This window comes from Streptomyces hypolithicus, assembly GCF_052934925.1.
The window spans coordinates 1,122,864-1,139,146 of sequence record NZ_CM128811.1 but is presented as its reverse complement, the minus strand read 5'-3'; the positions used below and the strand labels follow the sequence as shown (position 1 = coordinate 1,139,146).

At 70.8% G+C, this 16,283-nt stretch carries 15 protein-coding genes; 7 read left to right on the top strand and 8 right to left on the bottom strand.

Translation table 11 applies throughout. The features are described from left to right. Positions 1 to 65 precede the first annotated feature (65 nt). Complete coding sequence (locus ACU6WZ_RS05235) at positions 66 to 4,700, bottom strand: ATP-dependent helicase (protein WP_447031942.1); 4,635 nt, start codon at positions 4,698 to 4,700, stop codon at positions 66 to 68. Between the two features lie 90 nt (positions 4,701 to 4,790). On the opposite strand from ACU6WZ_RS05235, the gene ACU6WZ_RS05230 reads away from it, so the two are divergent. From ACU6WZ_RS05230 to ACU6WZ_RS05220, 3 genes are read left to right on the top strand one after another with little or no spacing between them, the layout of a single operon-like run. Then, a complete protein-coding gene (locus ACU6WZ_RS05230; protein ID WP_447031941.1) occupies positions 4,791 to 5,705 on the top strand; it encodes an AraC family transcriptional regulator in 915 nt (304 codons plus the stop codon). A gap of 58 nt (positions 5,706 to 5,763) precedes the next feature. After that, positions 5,764 to 6,510, top strand: coding sequence for an AzlC family ABC transporter permease (locus tag ACU6WZ_RS05225; RefSeq protein WP_447031940.1), 747 nt, complete (start codon positions 5,764 to 5,766; stop codon positions 6,508 to 6,510). Further along, positions 6,507 to 6,812, top strand: coding sequence for an AzlD domain-containing protein (locus tag ACU6WZ_RS05220; protein ID WP_447031939.1), 306 nt, complete (start codon positions 6,507 to 6,509; stop codon positions 6,810 to 6,812). The genes ACU6WZ_RS05225 and ACU6WZ_RS05220 overlap by 4 nt, the downstream gene beginning before the upstream one ends. A 26-nt stretch (positions 6,813 to 6,838) precedes the next feature. On the opposite strand, the gene ACU6WZ_RS05215 is transcribed toward ACU6WZ_RS05220, so the two are convergent. Then, positions 6,839 to 7,753 (bottom strand): hypothetical protein, encoded by a 915-nt coding sequence (locus ACU6WZ_RS05215; RefSeq protein WP_447031938.1) that lies wholly within the window; start codon positions 7,751 to 7,753, stop codon positions 6,839 to 6,841. Between the two features lie 79 nt (positions 7,754 to 7,832). Here ACU6WZ_RS05215 and ACU6WZ_RS05210 point away from each other — a divergent pair, with 79 nt between their 5' ends. The 4 genes from ACU6WZ_RS05210 to recX all read left to right on the top strand — a co-directional run bounded on the left by ACU6WZ_RS05210 (position 7,833) and on the right by recX (position 11,281). After that, positions 7,833 to 8,027, top strand: a complete 195-nt coding sequence (locus ACU6WZ_RS05210; protein WP_447031937.1) for a DUF3046 domain-containing protein — start codon at positions 7,833 to 7,835, stop codon at positions 8,025 to 8,027. A gap of 137 nt (positions 8,028 to 8,164) precedes the next feature. Then, on the top strand, positions 8,165 to 9,331 hold the full coding sequence (locus ACU6WZ_RS05205) for an AI-2E family transporter (protein ID WP_447031936.1): 1,167 nt from the start codon (positions 8,165 to 8,167) through the stop codon (positions 9,329 to 9,331). Positions 9,332 to 9,529: 198 nt separating this feature from the next. Next, positions 9,530 to 10,663 carry a recombinase RecA gene (gene recA, locus ACU6WZ_RS05200; RefSeq protein ID WP_447031935.1) on the top strand — a complete coding sequence of 378 codons (1,134 nt, stop codon included), beginning with the start codon at positions 9,530 to 9,532 and terminating at the stop codon, positions 10,661 to 10,663. 3 nt (positions 10,664 to 10,666) lie between these two features. Further along, complete coding sequence (gene recX / locus ACU6WZ_RS05195; protein ID WP_447031934.1) at positions 10,667 to 11,281, top strand: recombination regulator RecX; 615 nt, start codon at positions 10,667 to 10,669, stop codon at positions 11,279 to 11,281. A 251-nt stretch (positions 11,282 to 11,532) separates the two neighbouring features. Here the strand turns inward: recX and ACU6WZ_RS05190 are convergent, their stop codons facing one another. The 6 genes from ACU6WZ_RS05190 to ACU6WZ_RS05165 form a co-directional block, all read right to left on the bottom strand. Then, positions 11,533 to 11,946: a rhodanese-like domain-containing protein gene (locus ACU6WZ_RS05190; protein WP_447031933.1), complete on the bottom strand. Its 414-nt coding sequence runs from the start codon at positions 11,944 to 11,946 to the stop codon at positions 11,533 to 11,535. Then, positions 11,943 to 12,503 (bottom strand): cupin domain-containing protein, encoded by a 561-nt coding sequence (locus ACU6WZ_RS05185; RefSeq protein ID WP_447031932.1) that lies wholly within the window; start codon positions 12,501 to 12,503, stop codon positions 11,943 to 11,945. Before ACU6WZ_RS05185 ends, ACU6WZ_RS05190 begins: the two co-directional genes overlap by 4 nt. A gap of 79 nt (positions 12,504 to 12,582) precedes the next feature. Next, positions 12,583 to 12,630 carry a hypothetical protein gene (locus ACU6WZ_RS05180; protein ID WP_309506048.1) on the bottom strand — a complete coding sequence of 16 codons (48 nt, stop codon included), beginning with the start codon at positions 12,628 to 12,630 and terminating at the stop codon, positions 12,583 to 12,585. A 71-nt stretch (positions 12,631 to 12,701) separates the two neighbouring features. Further along, positions 12,702 to 14,435 (bottom strand): FAD-dependent monooxygenase, encoded by a 1,734-nt coding sequence (locus ACU6WZ_RS05175; protein ID WP_447031931.1) that lies wholly within the window; start codon positions 14,433 to 14,435, stop codon positions 12,702 to 12,704. A 143-nt stretch (positions 14,436 to 14,578) separates the two neighbouring features. Further along, complete coding sequence (locus tag ACU6WZ_RS05170; RefSeq protein ID WP_447031930.1) at positions 14,579 to 15,553, bottom strand: amino acid ABC transporter permease; 975 nt, start codon at positions 15,551 to 15,553, stop codon at positions 14,579 to 14,581. Beyond that, positions 15,550 to 16,197 (bottom strand): amino acid ABC transporter permease, encoded by a 648-nt coding sequence (locus ACU6WZ_RS05165; RefSeq protein ID WP_447031929.1) that lies wholly within the window; start codon positions 16,195 to 16,197, stop codon positions 15,550 to 15,552. The genes ACU6WZ_RS05170 and ACU6WZ_RS05165 overlap by 4 nt, the downstream gene beginning before the upstream one ends. Positions 16,198 to 16,283: the final 86 nt, after the last annotated feature.

Here is a 16,283-nt window from a genome sequence, read left to right as displayed (position 1 = left end):
TGGCCGGCGTTCGGGGGCGCAGGCCGGTGGTGTCAGGGGCGCTCGGGGGCGCAGGCCGGTGGGTCTCAGGGGCGCAGACGAAGGCCCCTGGGGGTGGGGTGGAAACCCGCCGCTTCCAGGGACTTGCCGAGAGGGGACGTCAACGCGGGTGCGCCGTTGGTGCGTTCCACGGTGACCGTGCCCAGGGCGCCCTGCTTGGCTGCCGCGGCCAGGGCCTCGGCCGCCGTGGTGAGCCGGGGGTCGGAGGCCGAGGGATCGTCCGGATCGGTGGGCCAGGCGAGCAGCGTTTTCCCGCCGCGCTCCATGTAGAGGGTCAGCTCGCCGTCGACGAGGACGACCAGGGCGCCCGCTTTGCGCCCCGGTTTGTGGCCCGCTTCGGCTGGCGGTTCGGGCCAGGGCAGCGCCGCGCCGTACGCGTTGGCCGGGTCGGCCGCCGCCAGGACCAGTGCGCGGTTCGGGGTGTCGGAGTCGCCGCGCTCGCGGGCGGTGGCTGCCGCACGCAGCCGGTCCACGGCGCCGTCCATCGCGAACTGTGCGGCGCCGAGGCCCTCCACGACGTACCCCCGCCGTGCCTGCCCGCTGTCCTCGAACGCGGCGAGGATGCGGTAGGTGGCCGAGAAGCCGCCCTCGACCCCTTCGGCGGCGACCGCACCGCGGGTGACCACTCCGTGCCGGTCCAGCAGGGTGCGGGCCAGTGCGTGGGCCCGATGGGTCGGGTCGGGTTCGTGGGCGGGCAGCAGGGACCAGCGGCCCGAGACCGTGGGAGGCCCGGTGCGGGAAGCGGGGCGGGCGGCCGCGCTGAGAGTGCCGTAACGACCGCGCGGCACGGTGCGTTTGGCGCGGTGGGCGGTCGAGCCCGCTGTACGGCCGGATCCCAGGAGCGAACGGAGCGGGGCGAGGGTGTCGTTGGTCAGGCGTCCCGACCACGACAGGTCCCACAGGGCATCGGCCAGTTGTGGATCGGTGCAGTCGGGGTGAGTGGTGGCACGGACCTGGTCGGCGATCTGGCGGAAGAACAGCCCGTACCCACCGGAAAGTGTGGTCAGCACGGACTCGTGGAGAGCGGTGAGTTCGAGCGGATGTGGCTGGGGGAGAAGCAGGGGCGCCGCGTCGGCGAGGTAGAGGGAGACCCAGCCGTCCTTGCCGGGGAGCGCGCCCGATCCGGCCCACAGGACTTCGCCGGTGGTGGTGAGTTCGTCGAGCATCGACGGTCTGTACCCCGCGACGCGGGAGGGCAGCACCAGCTTTTCCAGCGCGGAGGCGGGAACGGAGGCTCCCTGCATCTGCTCGACGGCGCGTACCAGCCCGTCGATGCCGCGCAGACTGTTGTTGCCCAGGTGCTGCCACTGGGGCAGGAACGTGGCGAGTGCGGTCGGGGGTACCGGCTCCAGCTCCTGGCGCAGGGCGGCGAGCGACCGTCGCCTCAGCCGGCGCAGGACCGTGGCGTCGCACCATTCCTGGCCGATGCCCGCCGGGTGGAACTCGCCCTGTACGACGCGGCCGGAGGCGGCGAGGCGTTGCAGGCCGCCGTCCGTGACCGCCGCGCCCAGGCCGAAGCGGGCGGCGGCCGCGGCGGATGTGAACGGGCCGTGGGTGCGGGCGAAACGGGCCAGAAGGTCGCCGAGCGGATCCTTCACCGGTTCGGTGAACGCTTCGGGTACGCCTACGGGAAGCGCCGTGCCGAGGGCGTCGCGCAGACGGCCCGCGTCCTCGACCGCCGCCCAGTGATCGGCCCCCGCGATACGGACCCGGATGGCGCGCCGGGCGGCGGCCAGAGCCTCGGCCCACCCGGGTTCGGCGCCCCGGGCCGCCAGTTCGGTGTTCGTGAGGGGACCCAGAACACGCAGCAGGTCGGCGACGCCCTCGATGTCCTTGATACGGCGGTCTTCGGTGAGCCACTGCAGTTCCTGCTCCAGCTCGGTCAGGGCGTCTGCGTCCAGCAGTTCGCGCAACTCGGCCTGGCCGAGCAGTTCGGCGAGGAGCCGGGAGTCCAGGGAGAGGGCGGCTGCGCGACGCTCGGCGAGGGGCGAATCGCCCTCGTACAGGAACTGGGCGACGTACCCGAAGAGGAGGGAACGGGCGAAGGGGGACGGCTCGGGGGTGGTGACCTCCACCAGCCGGACGCGTCGGGACTCGATATCGCCCATGAGCTCGGTGAGTCCGGGCACGTCGAAGACGTCCTGGAGGCACTCCCGCACGGCTTCGAGAACGATCGGGAACGATCCGAACTCCGAGGCGACCTGGAGGAGCTGCGACGCGCGCTGACGCTGCTGCCACAGCGGGGTGCGCTTGCCGGGGCTGCGGCGGGGGAGAAGCAGCGCACGCGCGGCGCACTCGCGGAAACGGGCGGCGAAGAGCGCGGAGCTCCCCACCTGGTCGGTGACGATCTGGTTGACCTCGCCCTTGTCGAAGGCGATGTCCGCGGCCCCGAGCGGGGCCTGGTCGCTGTCGAACGCGGCTGTTGGGTGGGAGGGCTCGCCGTCGAGGAGGTCGAGACCCATCAGGTCGGCGTCGGGCAGGCGCAGCACGATGCCGTCGTCGGCGTGCATGACCTGGGCGTCCATGCCGTACCGCTCGGTGAGGCGGGTGCCGAGGGCCAGCGCCCAGGGTGCGTGTACCTGGGCGCCGAAGGGAGAGTGGATGACGACGCGCCAGTCGCCCAGCTCGTCGCGGAACCGCTCCACCACGATGGTGCGGTCATCCGGAACGTGGCCGGCGGCGCGGCGCTGCTCGTCCAGGTAGGACAAAACATTGTCGGCGGCCCAGGTGTCCAGCCCGGCGGCGGACAGGCGCAGCCGGGCAGCCTCGGCTGTGAGTGATCCGACTTCGCGCAGGAAGGCGCCGAGGGCCCGGCCCAGTTCGAGTGGGCGGCCCAGCTGGTCGCCCTTCCAGAACGGCAGGCGGCCCGGCACGCCGGGGGCCGGGGAGACCAGCACACGGTCGCGGGTGATGTCCTCGATCCGCCAGGAGGTGGTGCCGAGAGTGAAGACATCGCCGACCCGTGATTCGTAGACCATCTCCTCGTCGAGCTCGCCGACGCGGCCGCCGCCCTTCTTGGGATCGGCTCCGGCGAGGAAGACGCCGAAGAGACCGCGATCGGGAATGGTGCCGCCGGAGGTGACGGCGAGACGCTGAGCGCCCGGGCGGCCCGTGACCGTACCGGCGATGCGGTCCCAGACCACCCGGGGGCGGAGCTCGGCGAACGCGTCGGACGGATAGCGCCCGGCGAGCATGTCGAGGACCGCCGTGAAGGCGGATTCGGGGAGCGAGGCGAACGGGGCGGCGCGGCGCACCGCGGTGAGCAGGTCGTCGGCCTGCCATGTGTCGAGGGAAACCATGGCGACGAGCTGCTGCGCCAGCACGTCCAGCGGGTTGGCGGGGATGCGCAGGGCCTCGATGGAGCCGCTGCGCATGCGCTCGGTGACGACGGCCGACTGCACGAGGTCGCCCCGGTACTTCGGGAAGACGACGCCGGTCGACACCGCGCCGACCTGGTGGCCGGCCCGGCCGACCCGCTGGAGACCGGAAGCGACGGACGGAGGCGACTCGACCTGTACGACGAGGTCCACCGCGCCCATGTCGATGCCGAGCTCCAGGCTGGAGGTGGCGACGACGGCGGGCAGCCGGCCGGCCTTGAGGTCCTCCTCGACCTGGGCGCGCTGCTCCTTGGAGACCGAGCCGTGGTGGGCGCGGGCGAGCAGCGCGGGCGCTCCCTTCGCGCCGCCCGCCTGAGCCATGATCTCGGCAGGGGATTGATCATCCGGCATGGGCTCGCCCGTGGCCCGTTCGTAGGCGATCTCGTTGAGGCGGTTGCACAGCCGCTCGGCGAGACGGCGCGAGTTCACGAAGACGATCGTCGAGCGGTGGGCCTGGATGAGGTCGGCGATGCGCTCTTCCACATGCGGCCAGATGGACGGCTTGTCTCCCGCGTCGTTCTCCTTGGCGGGGGCGCCGCCCAACTCGCCCAGGTCCTCGACCGGAACGACCACCGACAGGTCGAACTCCTTGCCCGAAGGCGGCTGGACGATCGCCGCCCTGCGCTGCGGCGAAAGGAAACGTGCGACTTCATCCACCGGCCTGACCGTCGCCGACAGGCCGATCCGGCGGGCCGGTCGCGGCAGCAGCTCGTCCAGTCGCTCCAGGGATACGGCGAGATGCGCACCGCGCTTGGTCCCCGCGACGGCGTGCACCTCGTCCAGGATCACCGTCTCGACGCCGGCCAGGGAATCACACGCGGACGATGTGAGCATCAGGAACAGCGACTCGGGCGTCGTGATGAGGATGTCCGGCGGCTTGGTCGCCAGTGAGCGGCGCTCGGCGGCCGGGGTGTCGCCGGAACGGATGCCGACCCGGACCTCGGGCTCGGGCAGCCCCAGTCTCACGGCCTCCTGACGGATGCCGGTCAGGGGGCTGCGGAGATTGCGCTCGACATCCACGGCGAGCGCCTTGAGCGGCGACACATACAGCACCCGGCAGCGCTTCCTCGGCTCCGCGGGCGGCGGCTTGGACGCCAGGTCGTCGAGCGCCGCCAGGAAGGCCGCCAGGGTCTTGCCGGAGCCGGTCGGGGCCACGACCAGGACGTCCGAGCCCTCGCCGATGGCTTGCCAGGCGCCTTCCTGCGCCGCGGTGGGCGTGCTGAAGGCACCCGCGAACCAGGCGCGGGTCGCGGGGGAGAAGGCGTCGAGCGCAGTCCTGGCCATGTCCCCCATCGTGCACCCCACCACTGACAACGGGTCTTCGGGACATGGACGCGCAGGTCAGCGTTGCGTGGGACGGAGCACAATGGCTGTATGGCGGCATCGGAGGACGGGGCAGGAGAGGCCGAAGCGCTGGGCGGGGCAGGCGAGGCCGAAGAGGTGGAAGGGGCCGGAGGGGCTCGGGCCGGCGAGAAGGAGTGGGCCCGGCACTGGCAGTACCCGGGCGTGCCGGGACTCGATCTGCTGCGGGCCCGCTATGTGCGCCACTCCTTCTCGCGCCACAGCCATGAGGGGTTCGTCTTCGGCGCGGTGTTCCGCGGCATCGAGGACGTCGTGATGCCGGACGGCGTCATCAGGGCCCGCCCCGGCACCGTCGTCATGATCAATCCGGAGGTCCCGCACTCCGCCCGAGCCGGAGTGCCCGAAGGCTGGTCGTACGCCACCCTCTATCCGTCGGCGCAGGTGGTCGCGGGCATCGCCGAGGAGACGACCGGCCTCACGGGAACGGCCGGTTTCGCCGAGACCATCGTCGACGACGCGGACACGGCGCTGCTCATCCGCGCCGTGCACCGGGCGGCGGAAGAGGGCAACGCGCTGGCAGCAGACAGCCTGCTGCGGATCGCGGTCGCCCGACTACTGCACCGTCACGGGCGGAGTCTGCCCGCGCGTACGCCGGTCGCCTCCGGAGCGCGCACGGCCGCTCTCGCCAGGGGCCTGCTCGAAGAGCGCATGGCTGAGCCACCTTCCCTGGAACAGCTCGCGCACGAACTCGGGACTGGTCCCTTCGCGCTCCTGCGTGCGTTCAAGGCGGCGTACGGCATGCCTCCGCACACCTGGCTCACCAACGCGCGTGTGCGCAGCGCACGGCAGCTCCTGGAGGCCGGGACGGCTCCCGCGGAGGCCGCCGCCACGGTCGGCTTCACCGACCAGCCGCACCTGAACCGGCACTTCAGCCGGATCGTCGGCGTGCCGCCCGGCGCCTACCAGCGGGAGCGCGCGAGAACGTAGCGGGAGCGCGCAAGAACGTACAAGACCCAGGGCGCAGGCCGGTCGTAGTGTGCCGGGCGTGGCAGAACAGACAGCATCCGCAGATATACGCACACAACCTCACTTCAAACCCGACCGGGCCGTGGTCCGTGACGCCCTCGGCGTCGGCGTCGCCGTGGGGCTCTCCGGCTTCGCGTTCGGGGTGACCTCCGCGGGGGCGGGCCTCACACTGCTCCAGACGTGCGCGCTCAGCCTTCTCGTCTTCACCGGCGCATCACAGTTCGCCCTCGTCGGCGCACTCGCTGCGGGCGGCAATCCGTTCACCGCCGCCGCCGGTGCCTTCTTCCTCGGTGTACGCAACGCGTTCTACGGACTGCGACTGTCCCAGTTGCTGGCCCTGCCGCGTTTTGTACGCCCCTTCGCCGCCCACTGGGTGATCGATGAGACGACGGCGGTGACCCTCGCGCAGCCCACGCGCCGCAGCGCCCTGCTCGGCTTCACCGTGACCGGGCTGAGCCTGTACGTGCTGTGGAATCTCACCACCCTGGTCGGTGCACTGGGGGCGGAGGCCATCGGCGACACCGATGCCTGGGGCCTGGACGCCGCGAGTCCCGCCGTCTTCCTCGCGCTGCTGGCTCCCATGCTCCGTACCACCGCGGAACGCACCGTGGCCGGCCTCGCGGTGCTGCTGGCCATCGGCCTGCTGCCGGTGCTGCCCGCGGGGGTGCCGGTGCTTGTCGCCGCGCTGGCCGCGCCCGCCGTGCTCTGGGCGCAGGGGCGCACTGCGGGCCCCAATGACCTCACCGTGAAGGAGGGAGACCGATGAGCGTCTGGATCGCGATCGGCGCCACGGCAGTCGGCTGCTACCTGGTCAAACTGATGGGCCTGCTGGTGCCCGCCGCGGCACTGGAGCGGCCGCTGGTGAAACGCCTGGCCGTGCTGCTGCCGGTTGCCCTGCTCGCGGCGCTCACCGCACAGCAGACCTTCAGCACCGGTCAGCACGTGACGCTGGACGCCAGGGGCGCGGGACTCGCCGCGGCAGCGCTCGCGCTCGTCCTGCGCGCCCCCTTCCTCGTCGTGGTCGGCGCCGCTGTGGCCGTCACGGCAGGGGTACGCGCACTCGGCTGAACCGGGGGAGGGCGGTTCGCCGCATATCAGCCGATGGGGCGCCCGTACGCCCGCAGCGTCAGCAGCGCGTCGATCGTCACGATCGGGCGCCACTCCAGTGCGGACCCCGGTGCCCACTCGCGCCAGCGGATCGGCCAGCCGCCGTCGGCGAGCTGGGCTGCCTCCAGGAAGTCCAGCGAGCGGTCCATCTCCTCGTCCGTGAACCAGCCACGGGCGAGTGAGCCGGGCGTCCGCGCGTAGTCGTGCGCGAAATGGTGCTCGCCCGGCGCGTACCCGGGAGCGACCGGATGCTCGGTGGCCCGCTCCGGATCGAGCACCACGAGCCGCTGCTCGCGCACCAGGCGGCCGAGCCGGCCGGCGGCGGTCTCGGCGCGCGTCCGGTCGGGCACGCCGTCCAGGAAGGCGACCGCCGCTTGGACCTCGTACGGATGCGTGATCTCCAGCGACTCGACCGCGGCCCAGCAGAAATCGGTCGCCCTGAAGAGCCACGCGTGCCACACCTCGTTGCGGTGCAGGAGCCCCGCCACGGGCCCGGTGGCCAGAAGATCGCTCGGCGGGTCGTCGACGACGGGCACGAAGGGCGCCGCCGGATAGCCGCGCTGGGACGGGTGCACGGCGGGCAGCGCCCCTTCCCGCGTCGACACGTCGGACAGATATCTGCACATCCGCTCCACCCGCAGGCCCTCGCAGCGGCCGATGGAATCGAGCACCCGCAGAGCGTGAGCGGTGTGCAGCGGCTGGCTCACCGGGCCGCGCAGATCCGGTTCCAGGGCATGGCCGTAGCCGCCGTCCCGCCCCTGGTAGGAGGCGAGCGCGGTGTCGACCGCATCGGCGTCGCCGCCGAGGAAGTGGTGTGCGAACCGTCGCTGTTCGAGGACGCGGGCCGTCAGCCAGACGAACTGCTCGGCTCGCGCGAGAGGGGATGCTCCAGATCCAGCCATGGAACGACCGTAGAACGCGAAGCGCCGCCGGCGAGCAACTCGGACCGGTCTGCACTCTCAGGAGCGCGATACTGGAGTGATGCGGTTGACGATTTTCTGGGAGCGGATGGCGGACCACTTCGGCGAGGCGTACGCCGATTCCTTCGCCCGTGACCATGTGATGGCCGAACTCGGAGGCCGTACGGTGCAGGAGGCACTGGCAGCGGGATGGGACGCCAAAGAGGTCTGGCGCGGCGTCTGTTCCGCGATGGACGTCCCTGCCGGCAAGCGCTGATCCGCAGGGGCGACCGGCGCGATGTCACAGCCATGGGCCAGACTGGCCCTGTGGCACCCACTGACGAGCCTGCCGGGCACGAACAACCCCCCACCGCCCCACCGCCCGCGGCAACGGACCGGAGCGGACCTGCCCGAATGCCCCCGTGGCTGCCGCGCGCGATGGTGCTCGCACTGGCGCTCTACGCCTGCTTCCTCCTCGGCAGCTGGGCGTTCCATCAGCTCGTAGGGCTGCTGACCAACATCCTGATCGCCTTCTTCCTGGCGCTGGCGATCGAGCCCGCGGTCGGCCGGATGGCGCACCGCGGAATGCGCCGCGGCCTGGCGACCTTCCTGGTCTCCATGGGGGTGCTCGTCGCGGGCATCGGCTTCGTCGTGCTGCTCGGGTCGATGCTGGCCGGCCAGATCGTCGAGATGGTCGAGGACTTCCCCACGTACCTCGACTCGGTGATCGAGTGGATCAATCAGACCTTTCACACCGAACTGTCGCGGGTGGAAGTCCAGGACAGCCTGTTGAGGTCCGACTGGCTGCGCAGGTACGTACAGAACAGCGCCAGTGGCGTCCTGGACGTGTCGGCGACGTTGCTGGGAGGGCTGTTCCAGCTGCTGACCGTCTTCCTGTTCTCGTTCTACTTCGCGGCCGACGGACCACGGTTGCGCCGCGCCCTGTGCTCCGTGCTTCCGCCGGCCCGCCAGACCGAGGTGCTGCGCGCGTGGGAGATCGCGGTCGACAAGACCGGCGGCTACCTCTACTCACGCGGTCTGATGGCGCTCATCTCCGGGGCCGCGCACTACGTCCTGCTGCTGATCCTCGACGTGCCGTACGCACCCGCGCTCGCGGTGTGGGTGGGGGTCGTCTCGCAGTTCATCCCGACGATCGGCACCTATCTCGCGGGCGCGCTGCCGATACTGATCGCCTTCACCGTCAACCCCTGGTACGCGCTGTGGGTGCTCGGGTTCGTCGTGGTCTACCAGCAGTTCGAGAACTACGTGCTGCAGCCCAAGCTGACCGCGAAGACAGTCGACATCCACCCCGCGGTGGCCTTCGGGTCGGTCGTCGCGGGCACAGCTCTGATGGGCGCCGTCGGAGCGCTGATCGCCATTCCGGCGGTCGCGACACTGCAGGCGTTCCTCGGTGCGTACGTGAAGCGGTACGACGTGACGGACGATCCGCGTGTGCACGGCCGGCGTCAGCGCCGCCGCGGCAGGTCGGTCCTCGCGCGGATGCGGCGATCGCTGCACGAGCAGCCTTCGCATCCGCAGACCCCGAAGGGCCGGCCGTCCGGCCCGGACAGCGACTCCTGACCGACGGCGGTCACGCTTCGCCGGGCCTGTGGTGGGGCTGCGCTTGACACCAAAATCGAACATCCATTCTGATGGGGGTCTGGCCGTGAACCTGCGAGAGTTATCCACAGGTCAGGACGGTGCCGGGGCGCATTGTCAGTGGCAGGGGATAGCGTCTTTGACGTGAAGCGATCGACTCAAGCAAATCGGGTGGAACCCATGGCAGCAGGCACCGACCGCGAGAAGGCGCTCGACGCCGCGCTCGCGCAGATTGAACGGCAATTCGGTAAGGGCGCCGTGATGCGTCTCGGCGACCGGCCGAACGAACCCATCGAGGTCATCTCCACCGGGTCGACCGCCCTGGACATCGCGCTTGGCGTGGGCGGGCTGCCGCGCGGCCGCGTGGTGGAGGTGTACGGACCGGAATCCTCCGGCAAGACGACGCTGACGCTGCACGCGGTGGCCAACGCGCAGAAAGCCGGCGGCACGGTGGCCTTCGTGGACGCCGAGCACGCGCTCGACCCCGAATACGCCAAGGCGCTCGGCGTCGACACGGACAACCTGATCCTCTCCCAGCCGGACACCGGCGAGCAGGCCCTCGAAATCGTGGACATGCTGGTGCGCTCGGGCGCCATCGACCTCATCGTGATCGACTCCGTCGCGGCCCTCGTGCCCCGAGCGGAGATCGAGGGTGAGATGGGCGACTCGCACGTGGGTCTCCAAGCCCGGTTGATGAGCCAGGCCCTGCGTAAAATCACCGGCGCGTTGCACCAGTCCCAGACCACAGCGATCTTCATCAACCAGCTGCGCGAGAAGATCGGCGTGATGTTCGGCTCCCCGGAGACCACGACCGGTGGCCGGGCGCTGAAGTTCTACGCCTCGGTGCGGCTCGACATCCGCCGTATCGAGACGTTGAAGGACGGCACCGACGCGGTCGGCAACCGCACCCGCGTCAAGGTCGTGAAGAACAAGGTCGCGCCGCCGTTCAAGCAGGCCGAGTTCGACATCCTCTACGGCCAGGGCATCAGCCGTGAGGGCGGGCTGATCGACATGGGCGTGGAGCACGGCTTCGTCCGCAAGGCCGGCGCCTGGTACACGTACGAGGGCGACCAGCTCGGCCAGGGCAAGGAGAACGCCCGTAACTTCCTGAAGGACAACCCCGATCTCGCCGACGAGATCGAGAAGAAGATCAAGGAGAAGCTGGGCGTCGGCGTCAAGCCGCAGGCCCCGGGCGCAGAGCCAAGCGCGGACGCCGCGGCGGTCAGCGCCTCGGCCCCCGCCGATGAGGCCAAGGCCGTAACGGCTTCGGCGACCAAGGCCAAGACGGCCAAGGCCACGGCAGCCAAGGGTTAGCCCGTGACCCGGAGGACCGACTGGCCGGGAAGCGAAGGCGTGGACTCCGAGGACAGCGGCAGCCCTGCCCCGTCGAGGGCCGGGAAAGGGTTGCCGCCTCAGGATCCGGGTGAGCAGGCGCGAGCGATCTGCCTCCGCCTGCTCACCGGAACCGCCCGCACCCGTAAGCAGCTCGCCGACGCCCTCCACAAGCGGGGCATCCCGCAGGACGTGTCGGAGGAGGTGCTGTCCCGCTTCGAGGAGGTCGGGCTCATCAACGACGCGGCCTTCGCGGACGCGTGGGTGGACTCGCGCCACCACGGCCGGGGCCTCGCCCGGCGGGCGCTCGCGCGGGAACTGCGGAACAAGGGAGTCGACCCCGCCCTGATCGACGACGCGATCGGACAGCTGGACGCCGACCGGGAGGAGGAAACGGCCCGCGACCTGGTGGCCCGCAAGCTCCGCTCCACTCGCGGCCTGGAGCGCGACCGCCGGCTGCGCCGCCTCGCCGGCATGCTCGCGCGCAAGGGGTACCCCGAAGGGATGGCGCTGCGGGTGGTCAGACGCGCCCTGGAGCAGGAGGGCGAGAACGACGATGACGACAGTGCACACGTGAATGCGGATTACGACCCGCTCTAAGTGCTCACGAGAGCGGGGAGTGTGGGGCGTTGTCCTGGGGGAACGCCCCACCCCGCGGCCCCGGCCATGATCGGCCGGACAGGCCCTGAGCCCCGACCGTGCTCTAACGGCCTGGTGCGCGAGAGGGGACGGGCCCGCGACGCCGGCTACGGCACCTCGCCGCGTTGGCGGAACGTCCTGATAGCTCCGCTATGAGGACGCTCCGCCGCCTTGCGATGCACCGCATCCGAGGCCGCGGGCTGATCCGCCCCCTATCGCACCAGGCCGTAAGCGGTGGCCGACTTCACCGGAAGGCCCGCCGCCCGCCATGCCTGGAAGCCCCCGCTGAGGTCGGTTGCCCGATGCAACCCCAGCTGCCGCAGCGACGCCGCCGCGAGACTCGACGCGTAGCCCTCGTTGCAGATCACCACGACATGCAGGTCATGATCATGGGCCTCTGGAGCGCGGTGGCTGCCCTGGGGGTCGAGCCGCCATTCCAGTTCGTTGCGCTCGACGACCAGGGCCCCCGGAATCAGCCCGTCCCGCTCGCGCAGGGCGGCGTACCGAATATCCACCAGCAGTGCGCCCGCTGCCGCGGCGTCGTATGCCTCCCGCGGCCCGATCCGGTCGAGTCCTTTGCGTACCCGCTCGAGCAGTTGGTCGATGCCGATCCGTTTTCCGCTCACTGCCACTCCTCGGGTCGCTCGATCTGCTCCAGCCGCAGCACCGCGCCTGTGCGGCTGTAGCGCCGCATCATCGGGAGCGGTGGATAGTAGGCGTGCACCGAGACAGCGTGCCGGTCCTTCGACTCATTCAGCACCTGGTGCACCTGGTGCACGTGGTGCGCGCTGAACGCCCGCCCCCGGCCGGCTGTCAGCTGTCGTCGCCGGTCCAGCCCGTCGCTGAGCTCCAGTGTTTTCCAGCCTTCTGTGGGCAGCCGCGCGGCGAGTGAGTCTTCCCGCAGGGCGCCCGCCGCCGCGGCGAAGGCGCCGTGCGAGCCGCCGTGGTCGTGCCAGCCGGTTCCGCTGCCGGGCGGCCAGCCGATCAGCCACGCCTCGCTCCCGCCCGGCCCGCTGAGGCGCATCCAGGTACGCCCTTCGGGATCGAGCGGCAGCGAGGCGACGAGAGAAGCGTCGGCAGCGGTACGGCGCACGAAATCGAGCAGCTCCGCAGCAGAGGACGAAGCGTTCCCCGGAACGCTTTCGGATGCGTCCGGGGAACGCCCGGGAAGAAGAAGGGACACAGGTGACCGTCCTGAGGAAGTTCGCGAGAACGCGCGGCCGGAACCACTGCACGGCACAGCGCGCGAGAAGAAGGGCGAATCAGCAGGACGGCCGACACACGCAGCCCGCATAGCGGACGAGGTCCATATGGACTCGTCGCCACAGGCGCATGGAGGTGTCGGTCACGTTCGGGAGTAGACCACGCACGCCCGCGGCGGTCAATTGATGTCCGCAGTCCGGTCGGTGAGGTCTCCGGTGCAGTCTCCGGTGGGGCCTTCGGTGGAGTCTTCGGCCTGATCGGAGGTGACCGGCCGCTCGGCTCCCCCGCAACGCTGCGGGTGCGGCCCCGTGCGTGCCGCTGTGGGTGCGCCCCCGCGCGCCGCGTCCGCAGCCGAATACAGCTCCGCCGGCCGCACCCCGTTGAAGGCCGCAGCCAGATGCCCGTCCGGCCGCACCAGCAGCACCGTGTGCGCCGAAGCCCCCGGGTAGCCCTCGGTGACCAGCAGCTCGGCCCGCACCGGCAGCGCGGTGACGGCCGCCGCCAGCCTCGGCATCACCCCCGCCGTCATCCAGTGCCGCCGGTCCCACACGCCCGTTCCCGGGGCGACCAGCACCACCAGCTGCCGTCCGCGTCGCAGCCGGTCCCGCAGCCAGACGCTTGAGCCGTCGGGCGCCGTCGCCCGTACGTCGGCGATCAGGGCGCCCAGGGGCGTGCGCACCGCCGTCCGTCCCTCGACGTCCTGCGCCGTGAGCGGAGAGCGGGCGTACTGCGGCGGCGCCCCCAGCGCCCCACGCCCCAGGTGGCCGTCCGTGAGCAGCGTGTCGTGCCCGCGCGCGGTGCCCGGCAGGTACGTCAGCAGTCCGCCGCCCCGCAGTATCGGCAAGGCCTGGTCGGCCGCGCGCAGCCGCGAGGCGACGGCCGTGCGCCGCTCGGCCTGGTAGCTGTCGAGCAGTGTTTCCGAGGCTCCCAGATGCCAGGCCTGCGCCAGCTTCCAGGCCAGGTTGTCGACATCCCGCAGCCCCTCGTCGAGGCCCTGGGTGCCGAGCGCTCCGAGCAGGTGGGCGGCGTCACCCGCCAGGAACGCCCGGCCCGACCGCCAGGTGCGGGCCAGCCGGTGGTGCAGGGTGTACACGCCGGTGTCGAGCAGCTCGTACGGCGGAGTCTCCTGGCACCAGCCCCCCAGCGTGTCACGGACCCGCGTCACCAGGGCTTCAGGAGTGACGAGTTCACCGCTCGGCGGCAGCAGCCAGTCGAGCCGCCACACGTCGTCGCGCAGCGGACGGGCGGTCACTTCCTGGCCTCCGGTGCGCCACGGCGGCATGCGGTGCAGTACGGCCTCGCCGGGCCACGGCAGTTCGGTACGCAGTGCCGCTACGGCATGCCTCTCGATGGCGGTGCGTCCCGGAAACCGGATGTCGAGGAGCTTGCGCACCGTCGACCGGGCGCCGTCACAGCCCACCAGGAAGCTGCCGCGCCACCGGGTTGCCCCGGGCTCGCCGGCCCCGGGCTCGCGGGCGGCTCCGGGCTCGCGGATGTGCGCCGTGACACCGTCGTGGTCCTGCTCGATCGTGTCGAGACGGCTGTCGGGCACGAACTCGACCAGTTCCTGCGCGGCCACGGCGTCCCGCAGTCCGCGGGTCAGCACGTGCTGCGCCAGGTGGACGGGGGAGGGCATGTCGGCGTCGTCGCCGAAGTCGATTCGGCGGACGTTCTGGTGACGGCGTATCGACCGCCATCCGGTCCAACGCGTTCCCTCGTCACGGACAGTCGCGCACCCGAGCCGTTCGAGGAGGTCTGCGGTGTCCGCCCGGAGCAGGGCCGTACGGGCCGTGCGGGGCTCGTCGTTGCCCCGGCCCTCATCGAGTACGACCGAGGGCACGCCCTGAGCCGACAGGGCAAGCGCGAGAGCCAGTCCGACAGGACCCGCGCCAACGACGATCACCGGGTCCACGGTGCGTTCCCTCCAGTCCGTACGGACATGCGGGAAGCGGCAGGTGGAACCCGGTGCACGATCACAGAACGTATGCAACCCACTGCGGGTGCTTGCGTCAAGTGACGGAGGCAGCGGCGGGGTGGCCGCTGCCTCACATTACGTCAGTTCTTCTTCTGGGCGGACCCGTCGTTGCCGTCTGCCATGCCTGTCGAGCCTCCCGCGTGCGGTCCGAGCGGACCGCCGCCCGCGTCGAGCACCCCGGGCGCCTCCAGCGGGTCGGCCGCGGCGGCCGGCGCGATGCCGGTCTTGGCACGGCGGCCGCGCTTTTCGATCCAGGTGGCAAGCGCGGACAGCGCCATGCACATCGCGACGTAGATGGCACCGAAGACGATGACCACCGGAACGTACGGGTTGTCGTCGTTGACGATGATGTTGTTGGCCAGCGTGCGGGCGACGAAGAGCAGCTCGGCGTACGTGATGATGTAGCCGAGTGAGGTGTCCTTGAGCGTCACCACAAGCTGGCTGATGATCGTCGGCAGCATCGAGCGGACGGCCTGCGGGATCAGCAGCATCGTCATGACCTGCGACTTGCGCAGACCCAGCGCGTACGCCGCCTCGACCTGCCCCTTCGGCACGGCGTTGACACCGGCCCGCAGGATCTCGGCCTGCACGCAGGCGTTGTAGACGGTCAGCCCGATGACCAGGGCCCAGTACGCCGAACTCTCACCGATGAAACCGAGACTGCCCTTGTACGTCAGGAACAGGACCCACATCGCGTAGATCGTGATCAGCAGCGGGACGGCCCGGAACAGCTCGATGAAGCCGGTGGCCACGGCGCTCACCGGACGGTGGTCGGAGAGCCGCGCCACCGCCAGCAGCACACCCAGGACCAGCGACAGCACCGCTGCGACGGCGAAGACCTGGAGGGTGGAGAGGAGGCCGTCGCGAATGCTGTTCCGGACACCCGCGTAGTTGAAGATGTTCCACATCTCGGGGGCGAAGTACCCGCGGTCGGCGAGGCGGAAGACCGCGAACCCGGTCAGAGCGAGGATCAGCAGGGAGCCGAGGACGGTGTAGATGCGGTTGCGTACCCGGGCCTTGGGACCCGGGGCGTCGTACAGGACGCTCGAACTCATCGTGCGACCTCCAGGCGCCGCTCGAGCAGCCGGAAGAGACCGCTGATGGTGAACGTGATGATCAGGTAGCCGAGGGCCACCCACAGGAAGATCGGGGCGATGGCGAAGCCCTTGTCACTGAGCAGCTTCTGCACACCGAAGAGTTCGGCGACGCTGAACGCTCCCGCGATCGCCGAGTTCTTGGTGAGTGCGATGAAGATGCTGCTCAGCGGCGGGACCACGACGCGCGTGGCCTGCGGAAGAACGATCAGACGCAGCGTCTGGAAGAACGTCATGCCCAGGGAGCGGGCGGCCTCGGCCTGGCCGAGCGGCACCGTGCTGACACCGGACCGGACGGCCTCGCAGACGAACGCGGACGTGTAGAAGCCGAGCGCAAGCAGAGCCTTGACCCACGGGTTCATACCGGTGCCGAAGACGGCGGGCACCACGAACCAGACGACGAGGAACAGCAGGGTCAGCGGAGTGTTGCGGAAGAGCGTGACCCAGGCGGTTCCGAAGAACCGCAGGGGCGGTACGGGAGAGACGCGGAAACCGGCCATCACGACGCCCAGCACCATCGCGAGCAGCGCACTGGCGGCGGTGAGCAGCACGGTTCCTATGAAACCGTCACGGAACTCCGGCAAGTGGTCGAGCAATACATTCACGGGGAAGTCCTCGTGGGCGGCAGCGGACGGGCAGGGGACACCGTGCCCCGTACGCTCCCCTCAAGCGCGTACGGGGCACAGAAACC

What these genes read in the sequence shown, in the direction of transcription:
- ACU6WZ_RS05235 (WP_447031942.1), bottom strand. Translation starts at nt 4,700, where the DNA reads ATGGCCAGGACTGCGCTCGACGCCTTCTCCCCCGCGACCCGCGCCTGG.
- ACU6WZ_RS05230 (WP_447031941.1), top strand. Translation starts at nt 4,791, where the DNA reads ATGGCGGCATCGGAGGACGGGGCAGGAGAGGCCGAAGCGCTGGGCGGG.
- ACU6WZ_RS05220 (WP_447031939.1), top strand. Translation starts at nt 6,507, where the DNA reads ATGAGCGTCTGGATCGCGATCGGCGCCACGGCAGTCGGCTGCTACCTG.
- ACU6WZ_RS05215 (WP_447031938.1), bottom strand. Translation starts at nt 7,753, where the DNA reads ATGGCTGGATCTGGAGCATCCCCTCTCGCGCGAGCCGAGCAGTTCGTC.
- ACU6WZ_RS05210 (WP_447031937.1), top strand. Translation starts at nt 7,833, where the DNA reads ATGCGGTTGACGATTTTCTGGGAGCGGATGGCGGACCACTTCGGCGAG.
- ACU6WZ_RS05205 (WP_447031936.1), top strand. Translation starts at nt 8,165, where the DNA reads ATGCCCCCGTGGCTGCCGCGCGCGATGGTGCTCGCACTGGCGCTCTAC.
- recA (WP_447031935.1), top strand. Translation starts at nt 9,530, where the DNA reads ATGGCAGCAGGCACCGACCGCGAGAAGGCGCTCGACGCCGCGCTCGCG.
- ACU6WZ_RS05170 (WP_447031930.1), bottom strand. Translation starts at nt 15,553, where the DNA reads ATGAGTTCGAGCGTCCTGTACGACGCCCCGGGTCCCAAGGCCCGGGTA.